Origin of the sequence: Phaeodactylibacter luteus (assembly GCF_007993045.1) — a bacterium.
GTDB lineage: Bacteria > Bacteroidota > Bacteroidia > Chitinophagales > Saprospiraceae > Phaeodactylibacter > Phaeodactylibacter luteus.
The window spans coordinates 1-12,912 of sequence record NZ_VOOR01000048.1; the positions used below are offsets into that span (position 1 = coordinate 1).

A 12,912-nucleotide genomic window follows, 5' to 3' on the forward strand; every position below is an offset into this window, starting at 1 on the left:
ATATGCCAGAACGCGGTAGTACAGCTGGACGCGAACGGCATGGGCAGCGTCACGGCATCGGATATCGACAACGGCTCTACAGACGCCTGCGGCATAGCGAGCCTGATGTTGGATGTGGCCGCTTTTGGCTGCGCTGAGGTGGGCATGAACACAGTGACGCTGACGGTGACAGATGAGAACAGCAACGTCAGCATGTGCACTGCGACGGTCACGGTAGAGGACAACGTAGCGCCAACGGCCTTATGCCTCAATACTACAGTTGAACTTGGGCCAAACGGAGCATATATATTGCAGGAAGAAGATGTATACGATGCTGCTGGCAGCAGTGACAATTGCGGTATAGCATCAATAGTATTTGACCCCGTCACCTTCGATTGTGATGACTTGGGCCAGGTTTTTGTGTCTGGGGTAACGATTGAGGATGAGCTTGGCAACAGCAGTAGCTGCACGGCAAATATCCTGGTGGAAGAAGGCAGTAGCCTGGCAGCGCCATGGTACGAGGCCAAAGTAGGGGACAGCCCCGGTACTTCAGCTGGCTATAGCCCATGCACAGGAGGGGGAGCGTTCTCTTTGGAAGCCGGCGGTCTCAACCCTATCAATGGGCCACAGGACAACTTGGGCAGCATCCTTCAAACGGTATGTGGCGATGTGTCCATCACGGCACAGGTATCCGATGTGGCCAATGGCTACGCCGGCCTGGTCATCCGGGAAAGCACGGCGGCCGGCAGCCGCTACGTTGGCTTGTATACAGCAGGCAGCAGCATTTACAGGCGCGAATCGAGGGCAATGCCCAACGGGCCGAAGCAGGCGGCCCTTTATATGGGCAGCACCGCTGGATGGATGCGCCTGGAACGGCAGGGCAACCTGGTGCGGTTGTACCGCAGTTTCAATGGGGTGCAATTCCAGTTGTTGACGCAAGTATTTATCAATCTGCCAGCCTGTGCAGATATAGGGCTGGCAGTCTTTTCTATCCGTCCAGGGCAAGATGGCACCGCCACTTTTACCAATGTAAGCCTAGCTGGGGCGGGCCCGGCTTTAAAGGGGGCTGTCGTGCCGGCAAACCATCTTGGGCTGAAGGAGGGAGAGCCCTTGGATGCCCCGGGCATGTTCCTCGAGAGCCTGAGCGGCAGCAGTGTTCTGCCCAGTCAGGCCAAGGTATACCCCAACCCTGCCCGCGGGCAGTTCACCCTTGAGCTGGGCAGCCCGCTAGAGGCTGAAGCTACCGTTGTACTGCGGGATCAGCTGGGGCGGGCAGTAGGCACAAAAAGGTTGGAGCCTGGGCAGGCACAGTCGGTATGGGATGTGAGCGCACTGCCCTCCGGCGTCTACCTGCTGCAATGGTATGGGCAAGAGGGGGCAGCTGCTTCATTGAGGATATTGGTTGAATAGCAGCCTCTCCATTTGCTGTCCATCTAATCTGAGCCCCGGCAGGTACACACCTGACCGGGGCTTAGCTCTTGTTGGGGGATTATCGATTGAGCGGATAAACCGTTGTTGGCCGGTGGGCAACGTGCTATTCAGGAGTACAGGTGGCCGCCTGCAAGGTCCTGCAGGGGAATTGGCCTAGCGCTGCGCAGGGGTGGCAAGCCCGTCAGGGCCGAGCGGATAGCGAGCCCCGCAGCATAGCGGCACCTGCCATCCGGCAGGGGCAGGCCCCAAAACGACAAACTGGCCGCGGGCTGTAAGGCCAAGCAGGAAGCTGTAGTGGATGGCGGGTTAAATAGTTTATTATCAGTGGTTTGTGCGGGTTGCATTGTTTTTTGTAATGTAAAAAAAATGTAAATTTATTGGATTGTAGGCTTAGCGTGCAGCGCGCTATGCTGGTATTCCTAAAAATCCTATCACAGTCTCAAAAACTATTACCATGAAACAGCTGAACCTATTCGTATTGGCTTGCCTCTTATCGACCATTTTATTGGGGCAGAGCCCTAACACTGCTTACCCGCTATTTGACGAGGCGGGCATAGCAGCCGCTGAAAAAACGTACCAGGAAGTGGTGGAAGGCACGCTGCTTTCCATCGATCCTAACATGCTAAAGGCGCTTCGTGCGGAAGCCCCTGGCAGGCTGAGCGTAGACATCCCGTTGAGGAGCGGGAAAAGCCTAGCGCTGGAACTGGAGCGAATCCAGATTTTTTCAGCGGATTTCAAAGTAGAAAGCAGCCGGGGCGGACGAGCGCATGGCCTCGACTTCGGCATTCATTACAAGGGCCGAATAAAAGGCCATGTGGCCTCTTTGGTTTCTTTCAGCATTTACGAAAGTGGTGTCGCTGCGCTGATGAGCGACGGCAGGCACGATTATGAACTGGCAGAGGTAGAAGACCGGCCAGGCCGTTACATTGTCTACAAAACGGCCGATTTGGAGGAGCGCATCAAGTCGCAGCTGTTCCGTTTCCAGTGCCATACGGAGCGCAGCGGCCGTGGCTTGCCGGTCTACAGCGAGGATCAGCTGTTTGGAGCCGGGGCATCCCGAAACGGCTGCAAGGTCATTCAGGTGTACTTGGTCTCTGATTTTTCCTTTTACGAAGTTAATGGCTCCGATTTGGCAGAGACTACGAACAAGCTCATTTCTGTTTTTGCGCAGACTATCACCATCTATGACGCTGAAAGCATCAATATGGTCATGTCCGGGATTTTTGTATGGGACTCAGAAGATACCTTTGACGAAGGTGCAGATGCTGAGGTGCAGCGGGACCAATTCCGGGATTATTATAACGGTGACGGCGCAGGCTGGCCTGGCGACCTCGCACAGCTGATATCGGGCTTTCCGGGCACAGGCGGAGGAGGCATAGCCTATTTTGATGGGTTATGCACGGAAGACTCTTATGCACTGACAAGAGCAGGTGGCGATGCCCCCATCTTGCCTTGGACTTCTTATTCCAGGTTTGTGAAAGTGCTGACCCACGAGATTGGGCACAACCTGGACTCGAGGCATACCCATGCTTGTGTTTGGAATGGCGACAATACCCAGATTGATGACTATGGCAATGCAAGCCCCGGTGGTGCAGAAGTTGACGATGCAGAAGGTGGGGCTTGTTTTAGCGATCCGGCGATACTCGATGTAACCCCAACCATCATGAGCTATTTTGACAGCTTTGGCCATGGGGAGTTCGTCATGACGAATGGCATGGGCACTCAGCCGGGGAATGTGATGCGCAATTATATCGATAATGCCAGTTGCCTCGATGATGGGAGCAATGTGCCCCCGGTCGCTATTTGTCAAGACGTGACCGTGCAGCTGAATAGCATTGGGGATGCTGTCACTACGGCAGCCGCTATCGACGACGGTTCTTACGATGCTTGCGGCAGTGTGCAGTCTTTGTCGCTCAATGTCTCCAGCTTTACTTGCGCCGATGTGGGGGAGAACCCCGTAATGCTTACCGTAGAAGACGATAACGGGAACACGAGTACTTGCACGGCAATGGTGGCCGTTGAAGATAACGTGTCCCCTTCTGCATGGTGTCAAAATGCAACCGTGGAGCTGGACGGCAGCGGAACGGGCAGCGTCGCGGTAAGCAGCATTAACAACGGCTCGGCCGATGCTTGTGGCATTCAGTCCCTTTCCCTGAGCGAAACAGCTTTTACCTGCTCAGACTTGGGCCCCAATACCGTTTCCCTCACGGTTACAGACAACAACGGCAATATGGCGAGCTGTGAGGCTACCGTGACGGTCGAAGATAATACTGATCCCGTAGCGGCCTGCTTTTCTGGCACCGTCTTGCTCAATCCGGAAGGGCTTTATGAGCTTCAGCTGGAAGATGTCTATGATATGGCTGGCAGCAGTGATAACTGTGGCATCACATCCGTTGGTTTTGATCCATATACTTTCGACTGTGATGATCTGGGGCTGAGCATTATGGTCGGCGTAACCGTTGAAGATGAGCGTGGCAACAGCAACAGTTGCACTGCAGAGATTTTGGTAGAAGAGGGAGCCGCTCTGCCGGTGCCCTGGTACGAAGCCACAATTGGTAATGCCCCGGGCACGCTTGGTGCCTATAGCCCCTGTACCGGAACAGGTGAATTTTCTCTTGAAACGGGCGGTCTCAACCCTATCAATGGGCCACAGGACAACTTGGGCAGCATCCTTCAAACGGTATGTGGCGATGTGTCCATCACGGCACAGGTATCCGATGTGGCCAATGGCTACGCCGGCCTGGTCATCCGGGAAAGCACGGCGGCCGGCAGCCGCTACGTTGGTTTGTATACAGCAGGCAGCAGCATTTACAGGCGCGAATCGAGGGCAGTGCCCAACGGGCCGAAGCAGGCGGCCCTTTATATGGGCAGCACCGCTGGATGGATGCGCCTGGAACGGCAGGGCAACCTGGTGCGGTTGTACCGCAGTTTCAATGGGGTGCAATTCCAGTTGTTGACGCAAGTATTTATCAATCTGCCAGCCTGTGCAGATATAGGGCTGGCAGTCTTTTCTATCCGTCCAGGGCAAGATGGCACCGCCACTTTTACCAATGTAAGCCTAGCTGGGGCGGGCCCGGCTTTAAAGGGGGCTGTCGTGCCGGCAAACCATCTTGGGCTGAAGGAGGGAGAGCCCTTGGATGCCCCGGGCATGTTCCTCGAGAGCCTGAGCGGCAGCAGTGTTCTGCCCAGTCAGGCCAAGGTATACCCCAACCCTGCCCGCGGGCAGTTCACCCTTGAGCTGGGCAGCCCGCTAGAGGCTGAGGCTACCGTAGTACTGCGGGATCAGCTGGGGAGGGGAGTAGGCACAAAAAGGTTGGAGCCTGGGCAGGCACAGTCGGTATGGGATGTGAGCGGGCTTCCTGTAGGCTTGTACCTGCTGCAGATTGGGCAAGCCGATGCTGCGGACTGCTACTTGAGGGTAACACTGGAGCGTTAACAAGGCAGAATGGGCTATGGCTTGTGTTTCAATAGCACTGAGCCGCATAGCTTATAGGAAAGGCCCGGCTGAGCATAAACTCAGCTGGGCTTTTCCTATTTACAACGGCTGTTGGCCTTCGAGCTGCTTGGCCTTGTCCAGCAGCCAGCCTTTATTGTTCACGGGCTCAAGGGCTTGAATATCTGAACGTAAGGGAAGCTCAGGAGCCGCCGATCCAAATTGGCGCCCCCGGGACTTGGCTTTTTGTAGCCATCCGATAGCTTTAAGAAAGTGGTGGTTTGATTTTTTCTGATAGGCAGAGAGCTGCCGGTTGCGTTGGATGTATTTCCTTGAGGCTTCCAATAGGGCAAGGAGTGCCTCTTCTTCGCCGAGCTCATAATAGCTTTTGAGCTGAATGATCTTTGCGGACATGTGGTAGAATGCATCAGAGAAATCTACATCCTGCAAGGTTTGCAGGGTTTTGTGATAGGCCGATTGCTCAAATTGCAGTGCGGCGAGGTTGTAGGTGAATACATTCTCCCGGTTTTCCGGGTCGAGCTCTTCCCGGTAGGTGCGCAAGAACCATTCGGTCCATTTAAATTCCTGCAGGCGGATGCCGGCCGTGGCGATATTGATATAGGTCCACTGAGTGAGCATACCCTGCCGGTGGAGCAGCCCTTGGGCGAGCATCTCCTTATAGTTGTCCAAGATTTCCCGGTAGTAGGCCGTGTGGCCGGAGTTGATCTGCTTGACGCAAAAGTTCTGAAGATAGTCGTACAGATCTTGCAGCTCCTCCTGAGGGAAGAGGCCGCGGTGCCCTTGGAGCAGGACCTTGAGCTGTCTGTAATGGGCTTCTTTATCAGTAGTCAGCATGGCATACGCCTCCGCATATACCGTGATGGCCGGCCATTGCCGCAGTGGGCTGCCCGGCTGTTGGTGCCAACTGAGGACCGTATCGATGTACTGGCAGGAGTACCCGGCGTTGATGGCCCGGTTGCGGCTCGCCATGTCACAAGCCGCACGCAATTTCTGGCAGCTGAAGTAAAGGTCGAGCTGATCGCTGTGGGCTTGTAGGTAGGGGTTATAGCGGCGGGGTGCCCGCAACAGTTCAGCACGGTCCAAAAGGTAAGCTTCCTGTACGGTCTGATGAAGGTATTGTACAGAGCGGGAGGGCAGCTGCCGGGTGAGCTGTTTCATGCGCCGGGCATTTTGTCTAAGGTGGCGGCTTGCCCTCCGGTCGAGGAGCGGGTTGAGCAAGAGCTCCCGCTCAAGGGCCGGCCGATTGCTGAGCTCTAGCTGGGCAAGCAGTTGATAGCCCAATTGTAGGGTATCGGAGATCAGGTTGTTGATGCGCAGCTCATTAAAGGTGCTGCCCGGCCCGTAGACGGCCTGGTAAGCGAGCTCTTTGGCCAGCTTTGGGCTGCTGAAATCAGGGGCAAAAGAAAGCAGGAAGTCGAGCAGGGCAGTGATTTTAGGGTTTTTATTGAAAAATGGGGACAATGCCATTTCGCGGAAGCGAGTCCGTTCGCGGGTGGATAAAGCTTTGAGCAGATCAGAGAGCTTTGCTTTTTCCATTTTAGCTATATTGGATTTATTTAAATAATTGCAAATAAGAGGTTTATGTTGTATTGAGGGATTAAAATTAGCTATATTTTAGATAAAGTGTACTTTTTGGGCGGCAGTAATGGGCCTACCTTTGTAATGCAGTTGAGAAAAGGCTGCGCATTTCATAATTCCAGGAACATATTGGAGCCCAGCTCCCCAAAACTAAAATCTCTATGAAACGACTTATCCTATTGTTCTTTTTATCCATGGCAGCAGGCCCTTGGCTCAAGGGGCAGGAATGTTTCAGCTTGTTCGTTGATCAGGTAGCAGGCAGCCCGGGCGAGGAAGTTTGTGTGCCGGTGCGTGCAGACGGGGTGGAAGGCTTGGTCTCGATGCAATTCAGCTTAGGCTGGGATGCTTCCAAGCTTCAGCTCACCGGCGTGGCCAACCTTGTTCTGCCTCAGCTTTCAACGAATAATTTCAACCTTGACCCTGCTTTTAATTCGGCAGGGCAGACCGCCCTATCTTGGTTTGATATCTCTACACCGGGCGGGCTTTCCCTTCCAGATTCTTCCATTCTCTTTGAGCTGTGCTTCGAGGTCCTTTCCCCCGGAGGGTATGCAAGCATCCACTTTGCCCAGACGATTGCCCCCTACGAGTTCACGGCCTTACCTGGGAACGTATTGCCCACTTACGCCCTGATGAGCGGAGGGGTGAGTGCGGAAGCAGATATGCCGGCTTTCAGCGGGGCTTGCTTCACATTGGGCGATTGTACAGATGGAGGGGCTATCTTCCCTCAGCTGTCCAATTCAGATCAGGTAGTGGCCTACAACTGGCATCAGGGCGGTCAGGGCATATCCACTTCAGATTTTCTTGGTGGGGCAGCCCCCGGCCTTTACAAATTGAATGTGACAGATGTTGCCGGGCGGGAATTGCAAGCGGATTTTAGCTTGGGCGCAGCAGACGGCGTGTTTGTATCTGGCTATGATTTATCACCTCCGACTACCTGTGGAGGCGCAGACGGCAGCATTGAGGTATTTGTGGAAGGCGGTTCGGGCAGCTATGACATTGCATGGAGCAACGGGCAGTCTGGCAGCGTGATATCTGGCTTGTCCCCCGGAGTATACATCGTATGGGTGACAGACCTGGAAACGAATTGCGATTATACAGCGGTGTACGTCATCCCCGCTGGGGGCGAGCTGTTGACCGCTTATTCCTATGCTTGCACACAATTTGAGGATCAGCCGGCAGTGGTGAGCATCACTTGTGCGGTGTGGGACGGTGGCGGCCTTCCGCCCTATACTTTTGAGTGGTCTAATGGGTATACAGAGGTGAACGATTGGGTAAGCACCCTGGAGGATGTGCCCTCTGGCTTTACTTATGGGCTGACCATTACCGATGCTTCTGGGTGCAGCTATGAGCCTTTGCCGGCTTTCGCCGAATGTGATTCTGCTGTGCCTGAAGGGCAGCTGAGCATTGGGGAGGCTATTGTAGCCCCCGGGGCTGAAGTTTGCCTGCCGGTATTGATGAGCGGGGTACAAGCGCTCAGCTCCTTCTCCACGGGCATCGGCTGGGATCCGGAAGTGCTCAGCTTTACAGGGGTGAATGAAGGGAGCCTGCCAAGCCTGTTAGATTTTGGGCTGGGGCTGGAGCACGCTGGGCAGGGGCTGCTGAGCATAGACTGGGCTACGGATGTGCCAGAAGGCGAGTTCTTCAGCGGCCCTGCTACCATACTATTTGAAATCTGTTTTGATGCGGTTGGCGCGCCCGGCAGCAGTACCGCTGTAGAATTTGACCCCGAAATACAGCCAACGGTTTTGGAGCTGACAGGAGGAGTACTGCAAACGAGCTTATCGGACGGCGTTTGCTTGATCAGTGGGGGGGCTGAATCCGTTGGGCTGCAGTGGGGCGCCAAGGCGGCCAATGTAGGAGAAAGTGCCTGTCTGGATGTGACCGTATCCAACTTTACAGACGTAGCAGGGGTGCAGTTCTCCACAGACTGGGACCCCACGTTGATTGCTTTTGACACCTTGTTGCTGTCCGGCAATCTGCCCGCCTTGAACCCTAGTGCGAACTTCAATTTGCAGCATACGGATGAAGGCAATATGGCGGTAACCTGGTTCGACCCTGCCCTCAGTTCACTGTCCCTGCCTGATGGTACGCCCTTGTTTAGCCTGTGCTTCACGGCTTTGGGGCCAGAAGGGTTTGCTCCGGTCTCCTTTAGCAATCAGCCGGCATTGATTGAGGTGTCTAATGAAAATGAAGTCCTTCCTGTTCAGGTGCAGCATGGCGGAGTGGATATGCTGCAGCCTGAGGTATGGCCTGGAGATACGGATACCGATGGGCTGGTGAGCCATTATGACCTGCTCAATATCGGGCTGGGCTATGGCTCAGCCGGGCCGGGCCGGGAAAATGCGAGCATCAACTGGGCAGCACAATATGCACCGGCATGGGAAGGCAGCACGCCTGGCACCGGCGTCAATTTCAAGCATCTGGATACGAATGGCGATGGGCTGATCGATGCTGCAGATACGCTCGCCCTAGTCCAAAACTGGGGGGAAGAAGTGAACTTTGCCCCCGGTGAGGCAGAAAACCGCCTCGATGGGGCCTCCATCTTTATCGAGCCGGATACTGTAGTCTTAGGCGACGAAGCGGTCTTCAATATCATTTTCGGTGAAGAGGTGCAGCCTGCACAGGAGATTTATGGCCTGGCCTTTAGCATCGTATATGACACCTCGGTTGTAGTGCCGGGCAGCGGGGCAGCTCGCTTCATGGAATCGTGGCTTGGGCAGGAAGGTACCGACCTGCTGGGCGTTTCCAAAGATCAGGCAGGGGGCAGCCGGGTAGATGTAGCCCTTACCCGGACCGATGGGCTGAACCGGACCGGTGCTGGTACGATAGGGCAGCTGCACATTACCATTCAGGATGTCATTTTCGCAAGAGCAGAGGCTTATGAGCTACCGTTCGCCATTGAAAACATCAGGGTCATCAACGCTTTGGAAGAGGAGCAGCCCGTTGTGCCACAGTCCACTGTAGCTTTGGTCCTGGAAGCCATCACAACCCTGGCGCCTGGCCCGGATGCGCTGCTGGAGGTATACCCCAATCCTGCCCGTGAGCGCCTTCAGGTCAGCGTGAAAGGCTTGCCTGTAGACGAGGCAAGGCTTTGGTCTGCCGCCGGGCAGTTGGTTTTAGAGGGCAAAGGGGAAGAGCTTGATATCAGCCAAGTGCCATCCGGCACGTATTGGCTGGAGGCGTGCTCAGCTGGCAAAGTGTACCGGGAGCTGATCGTGGTCCAATAGTGCGTATAATCCCATAGCACTACCCAATTTTTATCCTGAGCGGGAGGCCTGAGTGTAGGCTTCCCGCTCTTTCATGTGGCAAAAGTGTGCTGTTTGCCTTGGCATCCACGGCTCAGTAGCCCTATCCTGGTAAAGGCCAGATGGTCGTAAACCAAAATGCCGCAGGCGTTGATATTTTCGGGCTTTATAGCCTGGCATTGGCCTAGCGCTGCGAAGGGGTGGCAAGCCCGACAGGGCCGAGCGGACAGCGAGCCCCGCAGCATAGCGGCACCTGCCCTCACGGCAGGGGCAGGCCCCATCCAAAAAAAAAAACGATAATCTGGTTGGCGGGCGGTGAGAATAGGCCACTTCACTGAATGTACAGCAGGCAACTGGCAGAGCGGGCTGGGATAGCGCCTTGAATCTTTGGAGTAGTGACGAAGTGGGCGCTAAGCCACAGCGCAGCGCTGTGGCTTACAGGCTTGCTGCCATTTTTTGCTTAACTTTATTAGCTAAAACACCATAACCTGCCGAATTAGGCAGGCATCATTTCACCAAACCTTATTAATTACAGATGAACGTAACAAAATCATTGGCCCTTGCAGTTGCATTGCTGACAGGGGGCACCGCGCTGAACGCACAACAATTTCTGGTGCCTTTCGAAGGGTTTTCCAGAAAAAAGAGCACCTATGTAACCCTTAGTGATGGAACAGAAGTAGAAGGCACCTTGAAGAAGTGGAAACAAAACAGAGGCCTGATTGCCGAATTGCAGCTAGAGCTGGACGGGGGCAAGCGCACGATAATGGCTGAAGAAATCAGCCATATGTACGTGCCAGCTAGTGCTTTAGGGAAATTTGGTGCTGCTATGGAGGGCATATCGAACTTGGAACAGGCTCAGTCAAAAAGCGACTTGGATGCTGAGCGGCTCAAAGATGATTATGCCTACTTTGAGTATGCAACGGTTGATTATGAACGGCGGGGGGACCGCAGGCTCCTGCTGCAATTGGTCAACCCTGGATTTGAGTCAGGGGTGAGAGTCTATCACGATCCATTTGCAGCTGAGACCCGAAGTGTGGGCGTCGGCGGCGTGACCATAACGGGGGGGATAGAGAAGTCTTACTATGTGAAGAAGGGGGACGCTAAGGCTTTCCTGGTCAAAAAGAAAGATTACGACGAGCATTTTCTTACCCTGTTCGGTGATTGCAAAGCATTGGTCAAAGAAGTAGGCAGTAAGCCCAACTGGAAAAATTTCCCCAAACATGTCTTTAAATATAGCACAATGTGCGAATAAAGGCGGCGCGAGCACGCCTTGCCCAAAATGAAAAACCCCGCTGGAGCCAATCCAGCGGGGTTTTTGCTTCTGGGCAATGGCCCAAATTAAGGGTTGTCTTTTTGGTCTGCCGCTACAGCCTCTTCAGCAGGCGCCACGCTTGCGGCATTGAGCATAGAGAGGTAGTTATCGCGTACAGCTGTGAAATTGCTGAGCTCCGACTCCGGCAACGGCTTAGCAGGAGGGAACTTGATGTTGAGGTGGTTGACCTGGTTGCCGTTTTTCCAGAAGCGGAAACAAACGTGGGGGCCCGTTGCAAGGCCCGTAGAGCCGACATAGCCAATGACCTGGCCCTGTTTAACATGCACACCGGTGCTGATGCCTTTAGCGAACTTTTGCATGTGCAAGTACTGCGTCTGATAGGTATCGTCGTGCTTGATTTTCACAAAATTGCCATTGCCTTTGGTGAAAGACGCACGCGTAACCACCCCATCGCCCACTGCGTAAATCGGCGTGCCATAGGGCGCTGCATAATCTGTGCCATAGTGAGGGCGGCGGCGCTTTAAGATAGGGTGGAAGCGGTTGAGGTTGTAGTAAGAAGAGATACGGGAGTATTTGACAGGAGACTTCAGGAAGCCCCGCTTCATGGGGTGCCCCTCAAGATCATAGTACCCTTCGTGCTTGCCATCTTCGCTTTTGTAGTAAATAGCATGGTACTCGTTTTGGCCGGTCTTGTAGTAAGCCGCCTGCACGTCGCCTATCCCAACTTCCTCTCCGTCAATGAATTCACGGTCGAAAACAAGGCGGAACTCATCGCCCTTTTGGAGGTGGTGGAAGTCTACTGACCATTGTAGGGCGTCTTCCATTTTGGCTGCGAGCTCATAGCTTTCCCCTTGCCCGACAATGGCATTCCACAGGGAGCTTTCCATTTGCCCGGCCAGGGTGCCTTGTGCTTTGGTGATGAGGCGCTCCTTGCGTTCTACCTTGAAATCGCCTTGCAGGGCGAAAACGATATACTCGTACACATTGGGCTCGTATATCATATATTCCGGCTGCCCGGTAAGCGGCTCGGTCAGTATAGTGTAGGGCTTGCCAACGCGGAAATGCCGCACGTCAAAGACATCTTTGGAAGCAGCCACGACTTTTTCGATAGCGGGGTAGTCCATGCCCTGCCTGAGCAGGATGTCTGCCAGGAATTCTCCGGATTGGATATCCGCCTCGTGCACCTGAAAGGTATCCAAGGCGAAGCCATACTTCAGGGTAGGGACTACGAGTGGGAGCGCACCGAAATTAGCGGGGGCTTCAGCTGTTGCCAAGGAAGCGCTCAGGCTGTTGGGGCCTTTGAGCTTGGTAGAGGCATAAAAAATAGCTGTCCCAGCGAGCAGGGCAGCCAAACCAACAGCGGTGTAGGTAACCGGTTTGCGGTGTTTGCGCCAAAGCGCAAGGATCGATTCGGGTAAATCCACAGTCGTTTGATTTGATGATTTAATCGTGTGTCTGTTGTTCCGGGAGATGAGCTTTTCGCTGCTTTTGACAAGTACCGCGCCCAAGATGTGGGAGGGCTCATTGCCCGTGCACAAAGCTTTTGGCTCCGGAAGTTTTTGGGAGTTTTGTAGGTGTGTTGCCTTGGGGCTTGTAGCGCGTTGGGCGGAATAGCCTTTTTCAGAAGCCCCTAAAACACAAATATAGAACTGAGGGCGTATTACACCTAAATTTAACTGTTAAAACTACAAAATGGGGAACTATTTATGGCGCTTTTCGTACGGTCTCCCATTTCAGAGCTGTTTTCGATTTCACACAGCGGGCTGCTCTTGCCAAATTTTGTCCTGCTCTTCGTTGTCCTCCCGCCTGCCAAAGTCTTGCTTAGCGGCCTGCGTGTTCGTTTTGCCTGGCCCCAAACGCCTAGGGCAATGTCCGCAGCTGATTTTTTCGAAGTACCTCCAAGGGCGTGCCACCTTCCTTTCAGGGCTTGGCAGTCTTTTGGATTTCGCTAC

6 protein-coding genes are annotated in these 12,912 nt (G+C 54.2%); 4 read left to right on the plus strand and 2 right to left on the minus strand.

The annotated features are described in order from the left end of the window. Together FRY97_RS17745 and FRY97_RS17750 are read left to right on the plus strand one after the other, a co-directional pair. A partial coding sequence (locus tag FRY97_RS17745; RefSeq protein WP_147168909.1) for a T9SS type A sorting domain-containing protein occupies positions 1-1,389 on the plus strand: 1,389 nt, incomplete at its 5' end. Between the two features lie 475 nt (positions 1,390-1,864). Beyond that, positions 1,865-4,846, plus strand: coding sequence for a M12 family metallo-peptidase (locus FRY97_RS17750; RefSeq protein WP_147168910.1), 2,982 nt, complete (start codon positions 1,865-1,867; stop codon positions 4,844-4,846). A gap of 99 nt (positions 4,847-4,945) precedes the next feature. Here FRY97_RS17750 and FRY97_RS17755 read toward each other — a convergent pair whose 3' ends face one another. Then, positions 4,946-6,400 carry a hypothetical protein gene (locus FRY97_RS17755; RefSeq protein ID WP_147168911.1) on the minus strand — a complete coding sequence of 485 codons (1,455 nt, stop codon included), beginning with the start codon at positions 6,398-6,400 and terminating at the stop codon, positions 4,946-4,948. A 203-nt stretch (positions 6,401-6,603) separates the two neighbouring features. Between FRY97_RS17755 and FRY97_RS17760 the strand changes: the two genes are divergently transcribed. Together FRY97_RS17760 and FRY97_RS17765 are read left to right on the plus strand one after the other, a co-directional pair. Continuing rightward, complete coding sequence (locus FRY97_RS17760; protein ID WP_147168912.1) at positions 6,604-9,669, plus strand: cohesin domain-containing protein; 3,066 nt, start codon at positions 6,604-6,606, stop codon at positions 9,667-9,669. A 553-nt stretch (positions 9,670-10,222) separates the two neighbouring features. Further along, complete coding sequence (locus tag FRY97_RS17765) at positions 10,223-10,939, plus strand: hypothetical protein (protein WP_147168913.1); 717 nt, start codon at positions 10,223-10,225, stop codon at positions 10,937-10,939. Positions 10,940-11,025: 86 nt separating this feature from the next. On the opposite strand, the gene FRY97_RS17770 is transcribed toward FRY97_RS17765, so the two are convergent. After that, positions 11,026-12,384 (minus strand): peptidoglycan DD-metalloendopeptidase family protein, encoded by a 1,359-nt coding sequence (locus tag FRY97_RS17770; protein ID WP_147168914.1) that lies wholly within the window; start codon positions 12,382-12,384, stop codon positions 11,026-11,028. Positions 12,385-12,912: the final 528 nt, after the last annotated feature.

Coding starts and splice junctions, on each gene's coding strand:
- FRY97_RS17750 (WP_147168910.1), top strand. CDS start 1,865: ATGAAACAGCTGAACCTATTCGTATTGGCTTGCCTCTTATCGACCATT.
- FRY97_RS17755 (WP_147168911.1), bottom strand. CDS start 6,400: ATGGAAAAAGCAAAGCTCTCTGATCTGCTCAAAGCTTTATCCACCCGC.
- FRY97_RS17760 (WP_147168912.1), top strand. CDS start 6,604: ATGAAACGACTTATCCTATTGTTCTTTTTATCCATGGCAGCAGGCCCT.
- FRY97_RS17765 (WP_147168913.1), top strand. CDS start 10,223: ATGAACGTAACAAAATCATTGGCCCTTGCAGTTGCATTGCTGACAGGG.